Origin of the sequence: Micromonospora sp. NPDC049580 (assembly GCF_040675595.1) — a bacterium.
In the GTDB taxonomy this organism is placed as follows: domain Bacteria; phylum Actinomycetota; class Actinomycetes; order Mycobacteriales; family Micromonosporaceae; genus Micromonospora.
The window spans coordinates 1-22187 of record NZ_JBFAPG010000047.1 but is presented as its reverse complement, the minus strand read 5'-3'; the positions used below and the strand labels follow the sequence as shown (position 1 = coordinate 22187).

At 71.0% G+C, this 22187-nt stretch carries 19 protein-coding genes; 10 read left to right on the top strand and 9 right to left on the bottom strand.

The window, feature by feature from the left end; genetic code table 11:
- The 6 genes from AB0J68_RS06845 to AB0J68_RS06820 form a co-directional block, all read right to left on the bottom strand.
- Positions 1-222 (bottom strand): helix-turn-helix domain-containing protein (locus tag AB0J68_RS06845; RefSeq protein WP_363936734.1); only part of this gene is annotated, 222 nt, incomplete at its 3' end.
- Between the two features lie 169 nt (positions 223-391).
- A complete protein-coding gene (locus tag AB0J68_RS06840; protein WP_354855037.1) occupies positions 392-1495 on the bottom strand; it encodes a sugar-binding protein in 1104 nt (367 codons plus the stop codon).
- Positions 1496-1546: 51 nt separating this feature from the next.
- Complete coding sequence (gene mmsB / locus AB0J68_RS06835) at positions 1547-2845, bottom strand: multiple monosaccharide ABC transporter permease (protein WP_354855036.1); 1299 nt, start codon at positions 2843-2845, stop codon at positions 1547-1549.
- A complete protein-coding gene (gene mmsA, locus AB0J68_RS06830) occupies positions 2842-4389 on the bottom strand; it encodes a multiple monosaccharide ABC transporter ATP-binding protein (RefSeq protein WP_354855035.1) in 1548 nt (515 codons plus the stop codon). The genes mmsB and mmsA overlap by 4 nt, the downstream gene beginning before the upstream one ends.
- 523 nt (positions 4390-4912) lie before the next feature.
- Entirely contained in the window at positions 4913-5608 is a 696-nt protein-coding gene (locus AB0J68_RS06825) for an alcohol dehydrogenase catalytic domain-containing protein (RefSeq protein WP_363936727.1), read from the bottom strand.
- A gap of 86 nt (positions 5609-5694) precedes the next feature.
- The gene (locus tag AB0J68_RS06820) at positions 5695-6087 is read right to left on the bottom strand and encodes a PPOX class F420-dependent oxidoreductase (RefSeq protein ID WP_354855033.1); all 393 of its coding nucleotides are present in this window, start codon (positions 6085-6087) and stop codon (positions 5695-5697) included.
- 158 nt (positions 6088-6245) lie between these two features.
- Here AB0J68_RS06820 and AB0J68_RS06815 point away from each other — a divergent pair, with 158 nt between their 5' ends.
- Together AB0J68_RS06815 and AB0J68_RS06810 are read left to right on the top strand one after the other, a co-directional pair.
- The gene (locus tag AB0J68_RS06815; RefSeq protein ID WP_363936724.1) at positions 6246-7994 is read left to right on the top strand and encodes an ATP-binding cassette domain-containing protein; all 1749 of its coding nucleotides are present in this window, start codon (positions 6246-6248) and stop codon (positions 7992-7994) included.
- Positions 7984-9432, top strand: coding sequence for an aminotransferase class V-fold PLP-dependent enzyme (locus AB0J68_RS06810; RefSeq protein ID WP_354855031.1), 1449 nt, complete (start codon positions 7984-7986; stop codon positions 9430-9432). The genes AB0J68_RS06815 and AB0J68_RS06810 overlap by 11 nt, the downstream gene beginning before the upstream one ends.
- Before the next feature lie 12 nt (positions 9433-9444).
- On the opposite strand, the gene AB0J68_RS06805 is transcribed toward AB0J68_RS06810, so the two are convergent.
- Positions 9445-9843: a hypothetical protein gene (locus AB0J68_RS06805; RefSeq protein WP_354855030.1), complete on the bottom strand. Its 399-nt coding sequence runs from the start codon at positions 9841-9843 to the stop codon at positions 9445-9447.
- 279 nt (positions 9844-10122) lie between these two features.
- Here AB0J68_RS06805 and AB0J68_RS06800 point away from each other — a divergent pair, with 279 nt between their 5' ends.
- Together AB0J68_RS06800 and AB0J68_RS06795 are read left to right on the top strand one after the other, a co-directional pair.
- Entirely contained in the window at positions 10123-11379 is a 1257-nt protein-coding gene (locus AB0J68_RS06800) for a family 16 glycosylhydrolase (RefSeq protein WP_354855029.1), read from the top strand.
- 171 nt (positions 11380-11550) lie between these two features.
- Positions 11551-12573, top strand: a complete 1023-nt coding sequence (locus AB0J68_RS06795) for a DUF4331 family protein (protein WP_354855028.1) — start codon at positions 11551-11553, stop codon at positions 12571-12573.
- Between the two features lie 93 nt (positions 12574-12666).
- On the opposite strand, the gene AB0J68_RS06790 is transcribed toward AB0J68_RS06795, so the two are convergent.
- Complete coding sequence (locus AB0J68_RS06790; RefSeq protein WP_007457642.1) at positions 12667-12897, bottom strand: DUF2188 domain-containing protein; 231 nt, start codon at positions 12895-12897, stop codon at positions 12667-12669.
- Positions 12898-12970: 73 nt separating this feature from the next.
- Complete coding sequence (locus AB0J68_RS06785; RefSeq protein WP_363936732.1) at positions 12971-13630, bottom strand: M23 family metallopeptidase; 660 nt, start codon at positions 13628-13630, stop codon at positions 12971-12973.
- Between the two features lie 118 nt (positions 13631-13748).
- Between AB0J68_RS06785 and AB0J68_RS06780 the strand changes: the two genes are divergently transcribed.
- The 6 genes from AB0J68_RS06780 to AB0J68_RS06755 all read left to right on the top strand — a co-directional run.
- Positions 13749-16160: a PEP/pyruvate-binding domain-containing protein gene (locus tag AB0J68_RS06780; protein ID WP_363936719.1), complete on the top strand. Its 2412-nt coding sequence runs from the start codon at positions 13749-13751 to the stop codon at positions 16158-16160.
- Positions 16161-16188: 28 nt separating this feature from the next.
- On the top strand, positions 16189-16881 hold the full coding sequence (locus tag AB0J68_RS06775) for a hypothetical protein (RefSeq protein ID WP_363936717.1): 693 nt from the start codon (positions 16189-16191) through the stop codon (positions 16879-16881).
- A 13-nt stretch (positions 16882-16894) separates the two neighbouring features.
- On the top strand, positions 16895-17476 hold the full coding sequence (locus AB0J68_RS06770; RefSeq protein ID WP_355135963.1) for a TetR family transcriptional regulator C-terminal domain-containing protein: 582 nt from the start codon (positions 16895-16897) through the stop codon (positions 17474-17476).
- 79 nt (positions 17477-17555) lie between these two features.
- Positions 17556-18203, top strand: a complete 648-nt coding sequence (locus tag AB0J68_RS06765) for an ATP-binding cassette domain-containing protein (protein ID WP_363936714.1) — start codon at positions 17556-17558, stop codon at positions 18201-18203.
- An 80-nt stretch (positions 18204-18283) separates the two neighbouring features.
- Positions 18284-21322: an ABC transporter permease gene (locus AB0J68_RS06760; RefSeq protein WP_363936711.1), complete on the top strand. Its 3039-nt coding sequence runs from the start codon at positions 18284-18286 to the stop codon at positions 21320-21322.
- Positions 21319-22187 (top strand): ATP-binding cassette domain-containing protein (locus AB0J68_RS06755; protein WP_363936708.1); only part of this gene is annotated, 869 nt, incomplete at its 3' end. The genes AB0J68_RS06760 and AB0J68_RS06755, both read left to right, overlap by 4 nt.

The following is a 22187-nucleotide window of genomic DNA, read 5'->3' as shown; positions in this document are numbered from 1 at the left end:
GGAGGGACGGCCGGCCCGCCGGGCGGTGGTCGGCGCCTCCTCGGTGACGAGGCCGCTGGCGGTCAGGTCGGCGGCGAGCGCGCCGATGGTGCTGCGGTTGAGGCCGAGGCGGCTGGTCAGCTCGGCCCGCGACGTCGGCCCGTGCAGGTGCACGTAGCGCAGCACGGCGCCGAGGTTCTGCCGCCGGATCTCCTCCTGGCTCGCGCCGGGGACCGAGGGCAGCGGGGATTCGGTGTTGCGGCCGACGCCGGCTGGCCTGGACCGTACTGGTGTCGCCACGGTCAGACCTCCTTCCGGGTCGGTGCAGGTTGGTGTGGGGGTGCAGGGACGACGATGGGTCCCGGTAGAGGAGACCCGGGACCCATCGGCGTTACTACCTACCGTGCGGTGATTACTTGGTGAGCGGCGCGAGCTTCGGGTCGTTCGCGTACGCCTCGGCCGCGTTCGCCTTGGTGACGGCGACCGGCGGGAGCAGGAACGTGTCCACGACCTTGCTGCCGTTGTTGTAGGACTTGGTGTCGTTCACCTGCGGGGCGTTGCCAGCCTGGAGAGCCTTGACCATGTTGATGGTCTCCTTCACCAGGTTGCGGGTGTCCTTGTTGATCGTCATGTACTGCTCGCCAGCGACGATCGACTTGACCGACTCGACCTCGGAGTCCTGGCCGGTGACGACCGGGATCGGCTTGCCGGCACCCTTGACCGAGGTCAGGATGGCGCGGGCCAGCGTGTCGTTCGGGGACAGGACGCCGTCCAGCGTCTTGCCACCGTAGGTGGAGGTCAGCAGCTGGTCCATGCGGGCCTGCGCACCCTCGGCCTTCCAGCCCTGGATGGCGGTCTGCTTGACGTCCTTCTGACCCGAGGCGACGACGACGGTGCCCTTGTCGATCTCCGGCTTGAGCACGCTCATCGCGCCGTCGAAGAAGACACCGGCGTTGTTGTCGTCCGGCGAGCCGGAGAACAGCTCGATGTTGTACGGGCCGTTCGGCTTCTTGGCCTTCATGCCGTCCAGCAGGGCCTGGCCCTGGAGCTGGCCGACCTTGAAGTTGTCGAACGCGACGTAGTAGTCGAGGTCCGGCGTGTTCTTGATCAGACGGTCGTACGCGATGACCTTCACGCCGGCCTGGTGGGCCGCGGCGACCTGGGTCGACAGCTGCGCGGCGTCGGTCGCGCCGATGACGATGACCTTCGCGCCCTTGGTCACCATGGCGGTGATCTGGGCCTGCTGGTCGGCGACCGTGGTCGACGCGCCAGCGTACTGCACGTCACCCTGGAAACCGGCCTCCTTGAGACCGTTGGTGAACAGGTCACCGGCGAGAACCCAGTTCTCGGAGGTCTTGGCCGGCAGGGCGACACCGATCAGCGAGTTCGCCGCGAAGCCCTTGGCGTCGCCGCCCTTGCTGTTGGAGTCGCCGTCGCGGCCGGAGCCGCAACCGGCCAGGGCCAGCATGGCGGCGGCGCTTACCGCGACCACCGACGTGCCGAAGAATTTACGCATGGTGAGGACTTGCCTTTCTAGATGTGAGACGGGTGGAGAGGTCGGTGGCCGTCAGCCGGACACCGCTGCCTTGGCGGGCTCGCGCTCCGCGTCCGGCGGTGAGGCGGGTGGGGCGGAGTCGTCGCGACGGAACGGTCGCATCAGGCTCCCGACGATGGAGAAGCGCCCCTGGCTCTTGTTGTAGACGTCGATCGCGACGGCCAGCAGCAGGACCAGACCCTTGATGATCTGGACGCGGTCGGTGCCGACGCCCATCAGCTGGAGGCCGTTGTTGAGCACGGCCATGACGAGACCACCGACGATCGAGCCGCTGATGGTGCCGATACCACCGGAGACGGCCGCGCCACCGATGAAGACCGCGGCGATGGCGTCCAGCTCCCAGCCGTTGCCGTCCTGCGGACCGGAGGCCGCCGAACGGGCCACGAAGATCATGCCGGCCAGCGCGGCCAGGACGGACATGTTCATCATGACGAAGAAGTTGACCCGCTTGAGCTTCACGCCGGACAGCTCGGCGGCCCGGGAGTTGCCGCCCACCGCGTAGATGTGCCGGCCACCGGCCGTGTTGCGGGTGTAGAAGGAGTACGCGATCACCAGGACCAGCAGGATGATGCCGGAGATCGGGAAGCTGGTGCCGACCCGACCGCTGGCGAAGCGCAGCGACGCGAAGGCGATGACCCCGACCATGATGGCCATCCGCAGGATCGAGATCCACATCGGCGCCGGGTCGGCGTCCATCGCCCGACGGGTCTTGCGGGCCTGCAGTTCCCGCCACACCACGGCCACCGCCGCGGCCAGACCCAGTAGCAGCGTCGCGTTGTTGTAGCCGGTGTCCGGGCCGAACTCCGGCAGGAAGCCGGCGCCGATCTCCCGGAAGCCCTCCGGCACCGGAATGCTCTGCGCGTTACCGATGAACTGGTTGCCGCCGCGGAACAGCAGCATGCCGGCCAGGGTGACGATGAACGCCGGCACCCCGATGTACGCCACCCAGAAGCCCTGCCAGGCGCCGATCGCCGCGCCGATCACGAGACCGAACAGGATGGCGGCAGGCCAGGGCAGGTTCCACTCGGCCATCGACTTGGCGACCAGGATGCCCGCGAAGGCGGCGACGGAGCCGACCGAGAGGTCGATGTGCCCGGCCACGATCACCATGAGCATGCCGATGGCCAGGATCAGAATGTACGAGTTCTGCTGGAACAGCGCGATCAGGTTGTCCGACCGCAGGGTGAGGCCGTCGGTCAGGATCTGGAACAGGACGACGATCGCCACCAGGGTGAAGATCATCCCGAACTGGCGAGCGTTGGAGGTGGTACCTCCGAACAGGTTCTTCTGAAGGTCCTTCAATCGGCTCATCGTGTCAGCATCTTCTTCGTCGAGGTCATCTGCTTCATGAGGTTTTCCGGGGTGGCGTCCGCCCGGGCGATCTCGCCCGTGATGGCGCCTTCGAACACGGTGTAGATGCGGTCGCAGAGCCCGATCAGCTCAGGCAGCTCCGAGGAGATGACGACGACGCCCTTCCCCTGGTCGGCGAGCCGCTGGATGATGCCGTAGATCTCGTACTTGGCGCCCACGTCGATACCGCGCGTCGGCTCGTCGAGGATCAGCAGGTCCGGGTCGGTGAACATCCACTTCGCCAGGACGACCTTCTGCTGGTTGCCGCCGGAGAGCTTGGAGACGCTCTCGTCGACAGTCGGGGCCTTGGTCCGCAACTCCTTGCGGTACGCCTCGGCCGCCTGGTACTCCTCGACCTCGTTCAGGACGCCGCGGTGGGAGATCTTGGACAGCTTGGCGGCCACCGTCGACGACTTGATGTCGTCGAGCAGGTTGAGGCCGATCGCCTTGCGGTCCTCGCTGACGTACGCGAGCCCGTTGTCGATCGCGTCCGCGACCGACTTCAGGACGATCTCCTTGCCGTCCTTGATGATCGTGCCCGACTCGTACACCCCGTAGGAGCGGCCGAACACACTCATCGCGAGTTCCGTGCGGCCCGCGCCCATCAGGCCGGCGAAGCCGACGATCTCGCCGCGGCGCACCACGAAGCTCTCGTCCTTGCAGACCTGGCGCTCGGCGGAGATCGGGTGCCGGACGTTCCAGTTGCGGACCTCGAAGAAGACCTCGCCGATGTTCGGGGTGTGGTCCGGGAACCGGCTGCCCAGCTCGCGGCCGACCATGCCCCGCACGATCCGGTCCTCGTCGACCCCGTCCGCCTTGACGTCGAGGGTCTCCACGGTCCGGCCGTCGCGCAGGATGGTGATCTGGTCGGCGATCGCCTCGATCTCGTTCAGCTTGTGCGAGATCATGATCGAGGTGATGCCGCGCGAGCGGAACCCCCGCAGCAGATCCAGCAGGTGCTTGGAGTCCGCCTCGTTCAGCGCCGCCGTCGGCTCGTCCAGGATGAGCAGCTTCACGTCCTTGGCGAACGCCTTGGCGATCTCCACAAGCTGCTGCTTGCCGACACCGATGTCCTTGATCAGGGTGTCCGGGTCCTCCTGGAGGCCGACCCGGGCCATCAGGTCCAGCGCCATCCGGTTGGCGGCCTTCCAGTCGATCGCGCCGTGCTTGCGCGGCTCGTTGCCGAGGAAGATGTTCTCGGCGATCGACATGCCCGGGATGAGCGCGAGCTCCTGGTGGATGATCACGATTCCGGCGTTCTCACTGGCCCGGATGTCGGAGAACCTGCTCTCCGACCCCTGGTAGATGATCTGGCCGTCGTAGCTTCCGTACGGGTAGACCCCGCTGAGGACCTTCATCAGCGTGGACTTGCCCGCACCGTTCTCGCCGCAGATGGCATGGATCTCGCCGGCGCGAACCACCAGGTTGACGTCGGAGAGGGCCTTGACTCCGGGGAACTCCTTGGTGATGGAGCGCATCTCAAGGAGGGTCGGCACGTCGTTCATCGCTCGTACCACCTCGCCAACGTCATCGTTGCCTCCGGAAGGTTGAACCTTCACTCGGTTTTGTTGTTGACGGCAACGTATTGCGGCGAACAGCCCATCCGCAAGGCGAGGGCCTGTTGAAAATGTAACAATCCGGCAATATAGACGCAGCAGAGTGTTCGCCAGTCACAGCCGCCCCCGCAGCCCCTCGTGGCACCATGGCCTGTCGGTGGCAACGTTGTCAAATGCGGGACCGAAGGATGATCGTCTCCGGTCGCTGCCACCAGGCCCGCCACCAGGCACGATCCCCGCCGGCCGGACGAAGCGCGACCTACCCGCGAGTACGCCGCCATCGAGCGATCGTGATCGCGCGGCGCCGCCGGCACCGCCCCCAGGGGGCGACGACCACCCTCGGCCGGCGGTGTGACCCACGCCTCCCACGGCGGGGCGGATCGACGACGGTGATCTCGTCACGCGCACCACCAGGGAGGCTGAACGTCCCTTACGTGCGGATCAGGTCCAAACGGCACGATCCGCCGGCCGGTCAGCTCGGGCGCAGCACCGCCTTGATCACCCCGTTCTCCCGACGGTCGAAGCTGCGGTACAGCTCCGGCGCGTCCGCGAGGGTGCCGTGGTGGGTCACGATCACCCCGGGCCGGGCACGACCCGCGACGACCAGGTCGCGCAGCAGCACGGCCACGGTGTCGCCGGCCTGGACTCCGGCGAGGGTGGCCGCGGCGTGCCAACCGGTGACGAACGCGTCGGCGAGCAGCACGAAGTCGTCCTCGTGCGCGTCACCCGGCTCCCCCGGGACGGGCACGCAGTTCGCGTCGGCCCACGGCACGCGCAGCAGGTCGGCCTGGGCGCCCCGGTACGCGCCCATCCCGGCGTAGCCGTACGCGGCGCCCGGCCCCTCGGCCCGGGCCCGCAGGCAGGCTGCCGAGAGCCCGCGGGCGCACATCACACAGGTGCCGCAGAACAGGTGGGTGGGGATCACCACGCGGGTGCCCGGACGCACGGTCTGCACCGCCGAGCCGACCTCCTGCACCACGCCCAGCGGTTCGTGACCGAGCACCAGCCCGGGGTCGGCGCCGGTGCGCCCGTCGTACATGTGCAGGTCGGTGCCGCACAGCGCGGTGGAGGTAACCCGCACGAGCGCGTCGGTCTGCGCCTCCAGCGTCGCGTCGGGCACCTCCCGCACCGCGACGGTCCGGACGTCCGCGTAGACGACGGCTCTCATCCCGACCCCCTTCCGGTGGTGGAGTGTCGGTCTTCCCCCGGTCGGGTCGTTCATGCTGTCGCGATGTCGGGCGGCAGGCGGGCCGGTCAGCCCATCGAGCGGACCCGGTCGGCCTCGATGGTCAGGATGATCCGGACCTGGTCGCGGCCGCCGAACCACGGGTACGGCCCATCGAGGTAGCGCTGGGCCAGCCGCTCGATGTGCTCGGCTGCGCCCTCGGTGCTCAGGTCGACCACCCGGCCCCGGACCTCGTGGTAGCGGCCCGGCTTGTCCGGGTCGGAGATCGCCACGGCGACCCGGGGGTCCCGGCGGGCGTTGCGCGTCTTCTGGTGCGTCTCCACCGTGTTGATCAGGATGTGCGTGCCGTCGGTGTCCACCCATGTCTGGGTGAGCTGCGGCGAGCCGTCCGGCATCAGCGTCGTCAGGTAGCAGGTGCTCGGCGCGCGCAGCAGGGCGAGCAGGTCATCGGGCAGGTTCACGTGCCGGTCCTTTCCGGTGGCGTCCAACCTCGCGTTGGTCGCCCGGCAACAGTCGCACGTCGTGATCGAGGCCCCGGCGGCGCCCGGGGCGCGACGTAGCATCGGCGAGGCACGATGTCAGGCGTACCACGTCACCGACCGGATCGGGCACCCTCGACATGACGACCGAGCAGACCGCCGCACCACCGCGTACCGGCGTCGCCATCGTGGCCGACGGCCTGGGCCAGAGTGTCCGAGGTGGACAGCGCATCCTGGACGACATCTCCCTGACCATCGCGCCGGGCGAGCTGGTCGCGATCATCGGGGTCAGCGGCGCCGGCAAGACCACCCTGCTGGAGACGCTGGCCGGCGTCCGCCGACCGGCTGCGGGCACCGTGGCGTACGACGGCAGCGCCGCGCCGGGCGCGGTCGGCTTCGTCCCGCAGGACGACATCATCCACCGCGAGCTACCGCTGGCCCGCACCCTGCACTACGCGGCCCGGCTGCGCCTGCCCTCCGGGACCGGCCCGGCCGAGGCGTCGGGTCGGGTCGCCGCGGTGCTCGCCGACCTGCGGCTCACCGAGCGGGCCGACGTGCCGGTGGGCCGCCTCAGCGGCGGTGAGCGCAAGCGCGCCAGCATCGCCGTCGAGCTGCTGACCCGACCCGGCGTGTTCTTCCTCGACGAGCCCACCTCCGGGCTGGACCCGGCGATCGCCGTGGAACTGCTCGGGGTGCTGCGTACCCTCGCCGACGCCGGGACCACTGTCGTGCTCACCACCCACCAGATCACCGACGTGGACCGTTGCGACCGGGTCGTCGTGCTGACCCGCCAGGGCCGGTTGGCCTACGCCGGCACGCCCGCCGCCGCCCGGGAGTTCTTCGGCCTGCGGTCCTTGGCGGAGGTGCACCTGCGGCTTGACGAGGAGTCCGACCCGGCCGGGTGGCCCGAGCGCTTCGCCGCGTACCGCGACGCCGACCGGGCCGCCGACACGGTCGACCCGGGCCCGGCCGGCCCGCCCCGCGCTGCGAGCGATCCGGGCACCACGGAGCACCCGGGCGGGACCGACGACCCGGGCGGGAGTGCCGCACGGCGGGTCGGCCGGTTGCGGCAGTGGATGCTCCTCGCCGCGCGCAACGCGGAGATCGTCGCCCGCAACCGGCTGACGCTGGCGATCCTGCTCGGCTCGCCCCTCATGGTGCTCGGCATGTTCGCGCTGCTGTTTCGCCCCGGTGCCTTCGACCCGGCGAACCCCCGCCCGACCGTCACCGTGATGATCCTGTTCTGGATCGCGTTCGGCGGCTTCTTCTTCGGGTTGACCTACGGGCTGCTCCAGATCTGCACGGAGTTGCCGATCCTGCGTCGGGAGCGGCTTGCCGGTGTCCGGCTGCTCCCGTACCTGCTGGCGAAGGTCGCGGTGCTGCTGCCGCTGCTCGCCCTGGTGGATCTGGCCCTGCTCGGGGTGCTGCGGGGCATGGACCGGCTGCCCCCGGTCGACGGCGGCGACTTCGCGGCCCTGTACGCGACCCTGCTGCTCTCCTCGGCGGCCGCGCTCGCGCTCGGCCTGCTCTGCTCGGCGGCCGTCTCCGACGCGGCCCAGGCGACGCTCATGCTGCCGATGCTGTGCTTCCCGCAGGTGCTGTTCGTCGGGGCGATCCTGCCGGTGCCGGCCATGGCGACCGGCGGCCGGTGGCTCAGCTACGCGATGTCGAACCGGTGGGCGTTCGAGGGGCTGGGGCACACCGCCGGGGTGGAGCGGCTGTGGCGCGACGGCGGCTCGCCGCTCGGCCCGCCGCTGTTGCAGACGTACGGCGACAGCTTCTCCCGGCCGATCTTCCTCGACTGGCTGGTGCTCGGCGGGTTCGTGCTGCTCTTCCTCGCCGCCGCGTGTGCGGTCCTGGAGCGCCGGGAGGCCCGCCGTGCGTCCTGAGCACGCACCTTTCCCCTCACCTGCGGCGCTGCCCGGGTACGCCGACACCGCCCGGATCGACGAGCTGCGCGCCACCGAGTACCAGCACCTCGACCGGCACGGCCAGGTCTACCTCGACTACGCCGGCGCCGGGGTGACCGCGCAGGCTCAGGTGCGGGCGCACCACGACCGGCTGCTGGCGAGCCTCTACGGCAATCCGCACTCGGAGAGCCCCACCAGCGTGGCGGCCGGGTCGCTGGTGGAGTCAACCCGGCGGGCGGTGCTCGACTTCTTCCACGCCGACCCGGCCGAGTACGCGGTGGTCTTCACCCCGAACGCCAGCGGCGCCTGTCGACTGGTCGGCGAGGCGTACGACTTCGGCCCGGCCGCGCCGTTCGCGCTGACCTGGGACAACCACAACTCGGTCAACGGCATCCGGGAGTACGCCCGGGCTGCCGACGCGCCGGTGCGGTACGTGCCGCTGAGCGGGCCGGAGCTGCGGGTCGCCGAGTCCGACCTGGTCACGGTGCTCGACGCCGGGCGGCGGGGGCGGTCCGGTCGCCGTGGACTGTTCGCGTACCCGGCGCAGAGCAACTTCTCCGGCGTGCAGCATCCGTTGGACTGGGTCGAGCTGGCCCACCGGCACGGCTACGACGTGCTGCTGGACGCCGCCGCGTTCGCCGCGACGAACCGGCTGGATCTGCGTGCCGTCCGACCCGACTTCGTCTGCCTGAGCTGGTACAAGCTCTTCGGCTACCCGACCGGCGTCGGCGCGCTGCTGGCCCGCCGCGACGCGCTGGCCCGGCTGCGCCGGCCGTGGTTCGCCGGCGGCACCATCCGCGCGGTCAGCGTGCAGGGCGACTGGCACCGCTCGATGGACGACGAGTCGGCGTTCGAGGACGGCACGCTCAACTTCCTGAGCATCCCGGATGTCGAGTTCGGGCTGCGGTGGCTCGACTCGATCGGCGTGGACCTCGTGCACACCCGGGTGGGTCTGCTCACCGAGTGGCTGCTGGGCCGCCTGTCCGCGCTGCGGCACCGCACCGGCGAACCGTTGGTGCGGGTGTACGGACCGACGACGGGCGTGGGTCGGGGCGGCACCGTGACGTTCAACGTCCTGCGCCCGGACGGGTCCCCGGTGGACGAGCGACTTGTCGCGCGGGAGTCCGCCGCGGCCGGCTTCTCGCTGCGGACCGGCTGCTTCTGCAACCCGGGGGCCGGTGAGGGCGCGTTCGAGATCAGCGGGACCTCGTTGCGGCGAGGGCTGCTCGCGCGGGTCGACACGATCGATGAGTACCTCGGCGCGCTGCGGCTGCCGACCGGCGGCGCGGTCCGGGTCTCGTTCGGCCTGGCCTCCAACGCCTCCGACGCGCAACGCTTCCTCGCCTTCGTCGAGGCGTCCTACCTCGACCGGGAGGTCGGCGCCGAGCCGCCGCTGCCTCCCCGCCTGCGCTGCTGACGCGCCCGCGGGCTAGACGGCCTGCGGCACCGACGCCGGGCGGTGCTTGATCTCCTCCATGAACGCGAAGCGGGCGGTCAGTTCGGCGAGCGTCAGCCCGGCCCGCCAGGCCGCGGCCACCTGGACGACCTGGACGAGGTCCATGCAGTCACCGCGCGCGAGAACCTCGCCCGCGGACCGGAGGTCGATCATGAAGTATCGGGCCTGCGAACCCAGCCCGATGCAGACCACACCCTGATCGGAGTGCAGCTCGGCGCAGGTGAACCGGGCGCGCCCCTGCTCGGGGGCGGTCACCCGCCCGACGTCGAGCTGGTGGTGGGCAGCGGTCTCGATGAGCGCGGGAGCGAGGCCACCCCGCTCGACCAGGTCCGGGTAGAGGCGCACACCCAGCGCCGTCGACGCGTCGCTCATGACTGACTCCCACTTCCTTGTGACAGAGACCAGCAGCACGCAGGTTACGGGGAGGTTTCCTGCGGACCTCGTCATCCTGTCCCGCGTGGACGCTCCACGGCAATAGGAAGGGTCGATTCGACCGCTATCGAGGGGTGCGATCAGGCGGTAACGGACCGTCGTCGCATTGGAAACACTCTTGACAGAAATTCCCCATATCGACATGCTTCGCTTTAGAGAGCGCTCTCCGAGACTCTCCGACGCGCCGCCTCCGCCACCCACCTCGCTGAGGAGCCTCCCGTGTTCACAGCCCGCCCCCCATCCCGCCTGCGTCCCCTCGTCCTCGCGGCGGTCGCCCTCGTCACCACCCTCGCCTCCCTCACCCTCCCGGGACAGTCCGACCGGGCCGAGGCCGCCATCGGCCCGCTCACCTGGCAGGACGAGTTCAACGCCCCGGCCGGCACGCCCGTCGACCAGAACAAGTGGCGCTTCGACATCGGCGGCGGCGGCTGGGGCAACAACGAGCGGCAGTACTACACCAACAGCACCAGCAACGCGGTGCACGACGGCCAGGGCAACCTCGTCATCACCGCCCGCCGGGAGAACCCGGCCAACTACCAGTGCCACTACGGTCGCTGCGAGTACACCTCGGCCCGGCTGCTGACCGCGGCGACCTTCACCCAGACGTACGGCCGCTTCGAGGCCCGTATCAAGATCCCGCGCGGCCAGGGCATCTGGCCGGCGTTCTGGATGCTCGGCACCGGCGGCGGGTGGCCCGACGCCGGCGAGATCGACGTCATGGAGAACATCGGCCGGGAGCCGAACACCGTCTACGGCACGGTGCACGGGCCTGGCTACTCCGGTAGCGGCGGCATCACCGGCAGCCGGACCCTCGGCAGCCCGCTCGCCGACGGCTTCCACGACTACCGGGTGGACTGGGAGCCGGGTGCGATCACCTGGTACCTGGACGGGGTGCAGTACCACCGGGTCGACCCCGCCCGACTCGGCGGCAACCGGTGGGTGTTCGACCACCCGTTCTTCATGATCCTCAACGTGGCGGTCGGCGGTAACTGGCCCGGCTACCCGGACGGCTCCACCCAGTTCCCGCAGCAGATGCTTGTCGACTACGTCCGGGTGTCGAGCTACACCTCCGGCGGCGGCGACCCGGCGCCCGGCACCACCCGGATCCGGGGAGCGCAGAGCGGGCGCTGCATCGACATCCCGAGCGCCAACCCGGTCGACGGCGCCAAGCTGCAGATCTGGGACTGCAACACGACCGCGGCGCAGGCGTGGACGTTCGCCTCCGACGGCACCGTGCGGGCGATGGGCAAGTGCATGGACCCGGCCTGGGCCGGCACCGCCAACGGCACCGAGGTCAACCTGGTCAGCTGCAACGGCAATCCGGCCCAGCGCTTCACGCTCAACGGCGCGGGCGACCTGGTCAATCTGAGCGCCAACAAGTGCGTGGACGTCCGGGACGCCAACCCCAACAACGGCGGCAAGCTGCACCTGTGGGACTGCCTCGGCGCGGCCAACCAGAAGTGGTCCCGCTTCTGACGAGGCCGGCACGCGGCGGTGGGCCGTCCGGAGCGGTTCCCGGACGGCCCACCGCCGCGTGCGACATCTCCGCCCACCGGGTCAGCCTGATTCGGTCGATGGACCGGGCGACCACAAACCCGACCGCTATGTTCGGTTTAATCCAGATATAGCCGTTACGGGAGTGAGCCCATGTCGCACCACCTTGACACCCCCCTCGCCGCCCAGGGCGGTCAGCTCTACATCGACGACCTGTACGTCTTCAACGGCGACCGCACCACCGTGTTCGTCATGGACGTCAACAGCTCGGTGACCAAGGCCGACATCAAGCGCGGCTTCCACGCCGAGGCCCGCTACGAGTTCAAGATTCACTTCAACGGCTCGGACCTGGAGGAGCTGGCCTACCGATTCGCGTTCGGCGAGCCGGACGGCAACGCCACGCAGACCCTGGAGCTGTACGAACTCACCGGCGCGGACGCCCGCGACGACGCCGCCATGGGAACCCCCATCGCCCAGGGCAGGACCGGCGAGGTGACGACCGGGCAGCGCGTACGGATCTGGGCGGGCCGGATCACCGACCCGTTCTACGTCGACCTCGACGAGCTCGCCACGATCAACGGGGCGGTCAAGAACGGCGCGCGGGTGGACCGCTCGGCGTGGCGGGTCGACCAGGCCAAGAACAGCTTCGCCGGCACCACAGTCGAGTCGATCGTCCTGGAGGTCTCCCACGACGAGCCGCTGCTGCGCGAGGGCACCGAGATCGGCGTCTGGTGTCGGACCCTGCTGGCCACCGACGCGGGCGGGTGGCGGCAGATCAACCGCGCGGGCCACCCCATGATGTGGCCCATCTTCTGGCCGCACGACACCGACTTCTCAGACCCGGCGAACTTCCGGCACCCCAGCCAGGACCTGCCCGAGGACGGGAAGGAGATCGCCACCGCGGTCGCCGGGGTCGTCGCGGCGAACGGCACCGCACCGGACCCGCAGGCGTACGGCTGGAGCGTCGCCCGGCAGCTCTACCCGGACGTGCTCTCGTACACCGTCGGTACGGCCGCGAACTACGGCTTCGCGGTCCGCAACGGCCGCACCATGGCCGACAACGCGCCCGAGGTGATGTTCTCCCTGGTCCTCAACACCGGCACCACCTCGGGCCTCACGCCCGACGTCACGAAGGCCGCCCGCGCCGACGCGTTCCCGTACGTGGTGCCGGCCTGACCCGCATCCCATGGGCGATTCACGACGACGCGCCTAAAGCGGACCGACCTCCTCGGTCACGCCGAAGAGGTCGGTCCGCAGGCGGTGCGGCGGTCAGCCCGCGATGTCCCGTGGGTCGCGGCTGCGCGGGTACGTGTTCTTCTCCCCGATCGTGCCGTCCTGCTTCTTGATCACGTGCTCGACGCCCCGGTCGGCTGCCATCTCGCGCCCCTGCGCCTGCGCGTCGGCCTTGGAGTCGTGCGTGCTGCTGGCCCGATCGTTGCCCTCCGGACGGTTCTTCCACTGCCCGTCTTCCTGGTACGTGTCGACGTCACCCTTGACCATCGCCGGCTCCTTCCCTGCGTCCGAACTGTCACCAGTCCAGTGCCCCGAGCCGTGGTGGACAAACCCGTGGTCCTCAGGAGACGGCCGGGCAGTTCTCGCTCACCCGCCGAAGCATCTGTTCGCGTTCGTCGGTGGTGATGCCCGACGGCGTACCGCCGAAATGGGTCTCGACCTTGTCCCAGCCGCGTCGCTGCTCGTAGTGCAGGTGCGGAGCGCCGGAGTCGCCGGTGCTGCCGAGCCGCCCGATCTGCTCACCCTGGGCGACCTTCTGACCGACCTCGACCAGCGGCGGTTCGAGCAGGTGCAGGTACTGCGTCTCCCACTTGCCACCGTGATCGATCTTCACCCAGTAGCCGCCGCCGCGACCGCGCGGGCCTTCCGGATTCTCCGGCGTACGCCCACCCAGTGAACCGTTGATGCCCGCCACGGTGACCGTGCCGCCGTAGGACGCGAGCACCGGGCGCCCCCACGCCTCGCCCTCGGTGGGGAACAGGTCGACGTCGAAGTCGTCGTGACCGGGGTAGGTGCTGAGCTGCCACGTCTCACCGCAGGCGACCGGCATCTGAAAGAGCGGACGGGGACCGGCCGGCCGCAGCAACGGCACGACCACCACGGCGACGCCCAGCACGGCCGCCGCCACGACGAGCGCGAGAAGGACGGGGATCAGCCGGCGGCGGATGCGGCGGTGGCTGCGGGCTCGGGTGGGGCGGCCGGTCGTCACCGGCCCGAGCATGGCAGACGCCGGCAACGCCGCGATCGCGGGTCGCGCTCATACCCAGGTGACATTGCAGTTGCATCGTAAAGGGGCTACGGTGGTTGCGATGCAGTCGCATTGCAACTGGGGAGGCGGCATGTCCGTTATCGCGTTGTCCGAGGTGACCGCCGAGATGGTCGACCTGGTCGGTGGCAAGGCAGCCGGGCTGGGCGAGTTGATCCGGCGCGGCGAACGCGTCCCCGAGGGTTTCTGCGTCACCGCCGAGGCCCATCGGCGGGGCGTCGTCCCGGCGGCGGAGATCATCGCCGCGTACGAGCGACTCGGGGCCGGCCCGGTGGCGGTGCGCTCCAGCGCCACCGCCGAGGACCTGCCGGACGCCAGCTTCGCGGGACAGCAGGACACCGTCCTCAACGTCACGGGCGGCGCCGAGTTGATCGCCGCGATCGGCCGGTGCTGGGAATCGCTGCACAGCGACCGGGCGACCGCCTACCGCGAGGCCCGCCACATCGAGCACCGCGAGGTGCGGATGGCGGTCATCGTGCAGCGCATGGTCACGCCCACGGCGGCGGGGGTGCTCTTCACCGCCAACCCGCTGACCGGCTGCCGCGACGAGATGGCGGTCGACGCCGCGCCGGGTCTCGGCACCACAGTCGTGGACGGCGCGACGGCCGTCGACCACTACGTCCTCGACGGCGTCGCGCGGGACGACACGGGGTGCCTGACCGCCGCGCACCTGGAGCGACTGCGGGCCACCGGTGAACGGTTGCAGGACCACTTCGGCTGCCCGCAGGACGTGGAGTGGGCGATCGCCGCGGACGACGTGCTGTGGTTGCTGCAGTCGCGCCCGATCACCAGCCTGTTCCCCCTGCCACCGGCCACCGGCAAGCCCCTCCCCCGCGTCTTTCTGGAGTTCGGCCACGTCCAGGGCATGCTGCAACCGGTCACCCCGATGGGCATGGCGACCCTGCGGGCGCAGATCACCGCGATGCTCGCGGCGCTCGGCGTCCGGGTGGAGATCGTCGATATCGGCGGCCGCCTCTACGGCGACCTGACCGACCTGGCCAGGAGCCGGTCGTCCCGCAGACGGCTGGTCAAGCTCATGGCTGTCGACTTCGGCCCCCGGGCACAGGCGGTTATGCAGCACGTCCTGGCGGATCCGCGATTCGCCCCGACCAGCGGCGGCACCGGACGCGGTGCGGGACAGGGTGCGGCGTCGCTGCGGACGGCCGGCCGCGCGGTGGTGGGGATCGTACGCGCGCTGGCGCGCCCGGACGCCGCACGGATCCGGATGTTCGAGGCGATCGAGCAGCTCAGAGTCCGGTCGGTCGCCACCGACGACCTGCGGACCGCGGCCGACCGGCTGCGCTTGCTCGAAGCGCGCGACGACAGGGACGACAGGGACGACAGCGACGCCATCATGTGGCCGATCGTCGCCGGGATGCTCGCCGCCGCGATGCCGGCCACGCTGCTCAAGGGTGTCGCCGACCCGGGCGAGATCCACGCCGTGCTCGGCGGGATGCCGCACAACGTCACCATCGAGATGGACCTGGCGCTGTGGCGGCTCGCCCAGGGCGTGGGTGAGCACCGACGACTCCTGCTCGACACCCCACCGGACGAGCTGGCCGCCCGCCACCTGGCCGCAACGCTGCCCGACATCGGCATGGCCGACTTCCTGAACGCGTACGGCCACCGCGGTGTCGCCGAGGTCGACGTCGGCGTGCCGCGCTGGGCCGAAGACCCCACACCGGTCTTCGCCGCGCTCGCCAACTACCTGCGTGTCACCGATCCGGGGCAGGGCCCCGACCAGCGCTTCCACCGCGCCGCGGCGGCGGCGGAGACGGCGCTGGGAGAGCTGGTCACGCGGACCCGTCGGCGGCGCCCGGTGCGCGGCCGGGTCGCCGGGTTCCTGCTGCGCCGGGCCCGTTCGTTGGCCGGCCTGCGCGAGGCCGGCAAGTTCGCCGGGTTGTACCCGCTGCGGGAGAGGCGCCGACAACTGCTGCTCATCGGGGCGGACCTGACCGGCGCCGGGCTGCTGGAACAGCCGGACGACATCATGTTCCTGACCCTCGACGAGGTGCGCGCCGCCGTACACCAGGATGTTGATCACCGCGGCGCCGTCGCGTCCCGGCGGGCCGTGCACCGCCGGGAGCTGCGTCGCCGGTCGGTGCCGGTGGCGTTGCTGTCCGACGGCACCGACGTCGAGACCGTCCTGCCGGCGGCGTCCGCCCTGGACGGGACGCTCGTCGGCGTGGGGGCGTCCGCAGGTCGGGTCACCGGCCCGGCCCGGGTCGTCCGCGACCCGGCCACCGCCCACGTCGAGCCCGGCGACGTCCTGGTCGCCGCGACCACGGATCCCGGTTGGACCCCGCTGTTCCTCACCGCCGCGGCGCTGGTCACCGAGACCGGCGCGATCATGGCGCACGGCCCCACGGTGGCCCGGGAGTACGGCATTCCCGCCGTCATCTGCGTGCCGGACGCCACCCGGACGATCTCCACGGGGCGGCTCGTCACCGTCGACGGCGGCGCCGGCGTCGTGACCGTCCACTGACCACCACCTGAACCCCGAGGACGACGAGATGACCGACACGAGGACGCCGACCAGGGCGGGAGTGGGACCGCTGTTGCGTCGGGCGGCCGTGGCCGAGGCCGCGATGTGGCGCAGCCTCTACGTGTGGGCGCGGCGTCGTCCACTGCCGTTGGGGCCCGGCGGCGAGGCGTTCGGCTACCTCGGCGTGGTCAAGCCGATCCTCGGCATCTTCATCGCCCTGTCGGTCGTCGAAATCCCGATCTTCGACCTGATCGTCACCCACGTGGTTCCGTGGCGGCCGGCCCGCTGGATCGTGCTCGGCCTGGGCATCTGGGGCGTGCTTTGGATGGTCGGTCTCTACGCCAGCATGACCATTCATCCACACGTCGTCGGTGACCACGGCCTGCGGGTGCGGGTCAATTCGGGCATCGACATCTGGATCCCCTGGGCAGACGTCGCGGCGCTGCGCAAACGCCACCGCTCACTGCCCTCCAGCAGGGCCGTCCAGGTCGAGCAGGAGGGTGACCGGCGCGTCCTGCACCTCTCGGTCGGCAGTCAGACGAGCATCGACGTCCTGCTGCGCCGGCCGACGACCTTCGACCTGCCCACGGGCCGGTCCGCGCCGATGGACGAGCTGCGGCTGTACGCCGACGACCCCGACGGTCTGCTGCGCAGCGCCCGGGGCACGCCCGCGCCGGAGGCTGACCGCCGCACGACGGCGGCTCCCGGCCACCCACTGTGAAACGATCGAGGTCATGCCCAAGAAGGTCGATCACCAGCAGCGACGCACCCTCATCGCGGACGCGTTGATGCGGGTCGCCGCGGACCAGGGCCTGGAGGCGGTCAGCCTGCGCCACGTGGCCACCGAGGCGGGCGTGTCCGCCGGGATGGTCCAGCACTACTTCCGCACCAAGGACGAGATGATGGCCTTCGCGTTGAGCGTGGTCCGCGAACGCAGTCAGATCCGGGTCACCGAGGCGGTGGCGGGCCTGGGCGAGAATCCGTCCCCCCGGCTGCTGCTGCGCACGATGATCGCCGCGCTCCTACCGCTCGACGAGCACACCCGCGACGACGGTCGGGTGGCACTCGCGTTCCTCGCGTACACGGCGGTGCGGCCGTCGGCCGCGCCCAGCCTGCGCGAGGACACCGCCCAGCTCACCGCGTTCATCGCCAGCGTCCTGCCCGCCGGCCGTGGCGACGCCGCCGCGACGGGACTGCTGGCGCTGATGGAGGGGCTGGGCGTCCACCTGCTCGGTGGGCAGTACACCGCCGAGCAGGCCCTCGCCGCCCTGGACGCCCACCTCGACCTGCTCTTCGGCACACCGGCGACCACCTGAGCGTGTCTCCTCCAGGATTGCGCCATCTGGACGGCCGTGGCACTGTGCGGAACGTCGGTACCGGGAGGGGCGAGCGCGGATGTTGACTCTGCACAGGGTGTCGGTCGGCTACGGCGACATGCCCCCCGTCCTCCGGGACGTGTCGGTGACGGTCCGTCCGGGTCGGATGCTGGCGTTGACCGGTTCGTCGGGTGCCGGCAAGACCACCCTGCTCAACGCGATGGCCGGGCTGCTGCACCCGCGGGAGGGCACGGTGACAGTGGACGGGCAGGCGCTCCGCGACCGTGATCACGGGGTCGAGCACCGGATCGTCCTCGTCCCGCAGGACAACGGTCTGGCCCCGATCCTGACCGCGACCGAGAACCTGCAGGTCGCACTGGTCGCCAGCGGCGTGGCAGCGCCGGAGGCCCGCCAGCAGACCGCCGCGATGTTGGATCGGCTGGGCCTCTCCGGCCAGGCTGACCAGATGGTCGAGGAGCTGTCCGGCGGCCAGCAGCAACGTACGGCCATCGCTCGCGGTCTGGCGCTGCGCGGCGGCGTGCTGCTTGCCGACGAGGTGACCAGCGAACTGGACGCGGGCAATCGGCAGCGGATTCTGGATCTGCTGCACGACGAGGCTCGCCGGGGTGCGGCCGTCGTGTTCGCCACCCACGACCCGGAGGTGGCCGCCGCCTGCGAAGCGGAGCTTCACCTCGTCGAGGGCCGGGCGAAGATCGTCCGGAATTGAGGAACCTCCCGTAACCGGCAGGTCTCAGTCCACTCGCAGGGGACGGTGAGCGTAGGGCCTCGCCGATACCATCACCGTCAATGCTGACCATCATCTGGGCAGCGCTCGCGGCCCGCCGGGCGCAGGCCACGGCCGTGCTCCTGCTCGCGTTGCTCGCCAGTGCCGCCGCCGCGGCCGCACCGAGTTACGTCGCCGCAGCCGGGCAGGCCCTGTGGCGCTACGAACTGTCCACCGCGCAGCCGAACGAGCTCCGGGTGCGACTCGCCGAGCCCGTCGAATATCCGGGGATGCCCGGCGATCCCAACAGGACGCTGTTCGCGGGCAAGGTCCGGGAGTTGACGCCGGCTGGTTTCGACGTCGTCCTGGGCGCCCAGAGTGGCGGTGTCGCCGCCGGCCGTGCCGGCACGGTGACCTCGAACCTCACCTATCGGGCGGGGGTCTGCGAACGGGTCACCGTGACCGGCGCCTGCCCCCGGGCCACCTCGAGGGGTCAGCTCCCCGAGGTCATGGTCAGCACGCACACCGCGGCGCGGCTCAGTGTCGCCGTCGGGGATCAGTTCACGTTCGGCGCGGTGCCGGTGCGGGTGGCCGGCGTCTACCGACCGCTGGACGTGAAGGATCCGTTCTGGCTTGGCGAGGAGTTCATTCGGCCACCCGCTGCGGACTCGGCCAGCGGGTCGATCCCGGGCAGCGCCGAGGACGCCATCTTCAGCGCCGAGTCCGCACCCCTCGTCGACGATCAGGCGATCCTGTTCCGATCGACGGCTGATCTCTACGCCACCGAGCAGTTGTTGGACAGCCGATCGATACCGGACCTGCAGGCGACGCTCGCGGTGCTGAAGCGCGACGGGGGCCGTGCGGGTTACGGGGCCGGCACCAGCCTGCCCGGCCTGTTGGATCGCGTCACGCTGCAACGCGGGCAACTGGCCGACGGCGTGGCGCTGGGCGCGGGGCTGCTCGTTCTGCTCTGCTGGCTGGTCCTCTTCGTCGCGGTCGGTTCGGCGGCGGACCAGCGGCGACCGGAGCAGGGCCTGCTCCTGCTCCGTGGCGTGCAGCGCCGACGCCTGTGGGCGCTGGCGATCGGCGAGCACGCCGTGCCCGTCCTGGTCGCGATTCCCCTCGGCTGCCTGGCCGGTCTGGGCGCCGCCACACTGCTCGCCGCGCACACCCTCCCGACCCACGTCGACGTCGCGGTGGACGCGACCACGATCGGATTCGCCACCATCGGCGCCGTCGGCGCGTTCGCCGCGGTGCTGCTGGCCCAGGCTCGGATGATGTCCGCGCCGGTCGTCGACCTGCTGCGCCGGGTGCCGGCACGGGTACGAGGGTGGCGGGCGACCATCGGCGACGTCGTCGCGGTGTCCATCGCCGTGGCCGCCGTGGTGCAGTTGCGCTCCGGCGGATCGCCCAGTGGCCTGGCGCTGGTGGCGCCGGTCGCCGGAGCGCTCGCCGCAGGTGTGCTGCTGGCGCGGATCGCGATGATCGCCGGTGCCGCGGTGGGTGCGGCGCTGCTCGCGCGCGGCCGGACAGCGGTCGGCCTCGCCCTGGTGCAGGTGGCCCGGCAACCACGGTTCCGCCCGCTGATCGCCTTGCTGACCGTGGTCGTCGCCATGCTCGCTTTCACCGTCGCGACGAGCGAGGTCGCTTCGGCCGCCTACCGCGACCGGGCGGTCGTCGAGGTCGGCGCGCCCCGCGTCGTCGAGGTCGACGCGACGTCGCGCTCACACCTGTTGACCGCCGTGCGGGCGGTTGATCCCGAGGGCAGATTCGCAATGGCCGCGGTGGTGTCGGGTTCCCCCGCCGCAGCCGGCACACCGCTGTTGGCCGTGGACTCGGACCGGCTCGCGACGGTGGCCGCGCCGCATCCGTCCTACGGCGCGTCCCTGGCGGACATCGCCCGAGACATCCACCCGCCCGCACCGGGGACACCGGTGCGGCTGCGGGGTGGACAGCTCATCATGGCGCTCTCCGCCGACTTCAACGCCGAGGTCTTCGCCGGAAATCGGGTCCGCCTCGCGATCACGATCTCCGGGAGGAACGGCACCCGGGTGGTCCTCCCCCGCGACGACATCAAGCCCGGCCGGAGGGATTACGTCCTCCAGGTGCCCGAGTGCGCGCAGGAATGTCGGCTGGTCAAGATCGAAATCGAAGCTCCCGTGGTGTCCGGGCAGCTCAAGGTCCAGTTCGAGGAATTGCGTGCCGCCGACGGCGACGGCCAGGGCGAGACGGTCGTGCTGACCGGCGCGCAGCTCGCCGATCCGCAACGGTGGCGGCTGCTCGATCCGGTTGACACGTTCCTCGGCGCCGCGAGCGGGCCGAAGGCGGCGCTGGCCCTCGAGATCGCGGAGAACCGGCGGTCGAAGCCGGCCGGCGTCGGTGTCGTCGATGCGCCGTTCCCGCTGCCCGTCTACCTGACCCGGTCGAAGGAAACGGCGGTCGGCGGCTCTCACCCGTACGACGGTGTCGACGGGACACCGACCAACGGATCGGTTCGAGGTCTGGTCGACCGCCTGCCGCGGCTCGGCGGATCCGGGCTCATCGTCGACCTGGAGTACGCGGACCGACTCGCCGTCGCCAGCCAGAACGGCAGCGAGGAGGTCTGGTTGGCTCGGTCGGCTCCCGCGGACATCCTCGACCGGCTTCGCGCACAGGGTCTGGTCGTGCGGAGCGACCGGACGGTCGCCCAGGTACGGGAGGGTTTCGATCGGCAGGGAGCGGCGTTGGCCCTGCGTTTCAACGTGTTCGCCGCGCTGGCCGGCGTGCTGATCGGGGCGGCCGGCATGGTGGCGACGGCTTCCGCCGACCAACGCGCCCGGGTGACCATGCTGGTGGCGCTCCGCCGGCAGGGCTTGCCGCCACGCGCCGTGCGCGGCGGTTACGGGTGGCCGGTCGTGTTCGCGGTGGGGTCGGGTGCACTCGTCACCCTGGTGATCTGGCTCCTCACCCGGAACGGGCAGCGTCTGTTCAGCGACGGCCGCTCACCGGTCCCGTTACCTGACTGGCCGGACGTCGGCCGGCTGCTGTTGTTCGCGGTGCCAGCCGTCATCGTGTTCGCCCTCACGGCGATCGTGCTCGGTCGGATCGTCGCCGCCTCGGTGCGCCGCCGGAGCGGTCGATGACCGCCGCGCGGCAGGACGCGCCGGAGACCCCCGCAGAGCCGGCCGGGGGTGTGGCCGTCACCTGCCACCGGCTGATCCACATCTACCCCACCGCCACCGGTGACGTCGTCGCTCTCTCCGGCGTGGACCTGAACATCGCGGCCGGCGAGATGCTGGCGCTGGTGGGTCCGTCCGGCTCCGGCAAGTCCACGCTGGTGGCGATTCTCGGTGGGCTCATGCAACCCTCCGCCGGGCGGGTCTACGTGGGCGACCACGAGCTGTCCCGGCTCTCGGCCAAGGGCCTGGCCGCCCTGCGCGGGGCCACGGTCGGCACGGTGCTCCAGGGCGCCGAACGCAACCTGCTGCCGTACCTGTCGCTGTCGGACAACATCTGGTTGGCGCAGCGACCCGCGGCCCGCCTGGCCGGACGCCGGCTCGACCCACCGGAGGCGATCCTGGAACTGGTCGGTCTCGGCGGCGCCGGCGCGCGGCGGGTGAGCGACCTGACCCCGGGGCAGCGCCAGCGGGCCGCTCTGGCGCAGGGGCTCGCCGCCGGGCCCGGCCTGCTCCTGGTCGACGAGCCCACAAGTCAGCTCGACCAGGCCGGTCGCGACGACGTGCTCGCGGCGCTGGCCACTGTCAACGCGCAGCGGGGCACCACAGTGGTCGTGGTGACCCACGACGGCGAGGTGGGTGCCCGGCTCGGCCGAGCGGTCACCATCCGCGACGGCCGGGTCGGCGCCGAGGGGCGTAACGGCCGGGACTTCGCCGTGGTGGCCGGTGACGGCACGATCCAGTTGCCGCCCGAGACGTCGGCGGCCTTCCCGGCCGGCACGTTGTTCGAGGTCGACCACAGCGACCGAGCGATCACCCTGCGCGCCGTGGC

Excerpts from the sequence above, each read along its gene's own strand:
- AB0J68_RS06795 (WP_354855028.1), top strand. The coding sequence starts at position 11,551 with ATGTCGCACCACCTTGACACCCCCCTCGCCGCCCAGGGCGGTCAGCTC.
- AB0J68_RS06760 (WP_363936711.1), top strand. The coding sequence starts at position 18,284 with ATGCTGACCATCATCTGGGCAGCGCTCGCGGCCCGCCGGGCGCAGGCC.
- AB0J68_RS06840 (WP_354855037.1), bottom strand. The coding sequence starts at position 1,495 with ATGCGTAAATTCTTCGGCACGTCGGTGGTCGCGGTAAGCGCCGCCGCC.
- AB0J68_RS06790 (WP_007457642.1), bottom strand. The coding sequence starts at position 12,897 with ATGGTCAAGGGTGACGTCGACACGTACCAGGAAGACGGGCAGTGGAAG.
- AB0J68_RS06805 (WP_354855030.1), bottom strand. The coding sequence starts at position 9,843 with ATGAGCGACGCGTCGACGGCGCTGGGTGTGCGCCTCTACCCGGACCTG.
- AB0J68_RS06770 (WP_355135963.1), top strand. The coding sequence starts at position 16,895 with ATGCCCAAGAAGGTCGATCACCAGCAGCGACGCACCCTCATCGCGGAC.
- AB0J68_RS06780 (WP_363936719.1), top strand. The coding sequence starts at position 13,749 with ATGTCCGTTATCGCGTTGTCCGAGGTGACCGCCGAGATGGTCGACCTG.
- AB0J68_RS06785 (WP_363936732.1), bottom strand. The coding sequence starts at position 13,630 with ATGCTCGGGCCGGTGACGACCGGCCGCCCCACCCGAGCCCGCAGCCAC.
- mmsA (WP_354855035.1), bottom strand. The coding sequence starts at position 4,389 with ATGAACGACGTGCCGACCCTCCTTGAGATGCGCTCCATCACCAAGGAG.
- AB0J68_RS06775 (WP_363936717.1), top strand. The coding sequence starts at position 16,189 with ATGACCGACACGAGGACGCCGACCAGGGCGGGAGTGGGACCGCTGTTG.
- mmsB (WP_354855036.1), bottom strand. The coding sequence starts at position 2,845 with ATGAGCCGATTGAAGGACCTTCAGAAGAACCTGTTCGGAGGTACCACC.
- AB0J68_RS06815 (WP_363936724.1), top strand. The coding sequence starts at position 6,246 with ATGACGACCGAGCAGACCGCCGCACCACCGCGTACCGGCGTCGCCATC.
- AB0J68_RS06765 (WP_363936714.1), top strand. The coding sequence starts at position 17,556 with ATGTTGACTCTGCACAGGGTGTCGGTCGGCTACGGCGACATGCCCCCC.
- AB0J68_RS06825 (WP_363936727.1), bottom strand. The coding sequence starts at position 5,608 with ATGAGAGCCGTCGTCTACGCGGACGTCCGGACCGTCGCGGTGCGGGAG.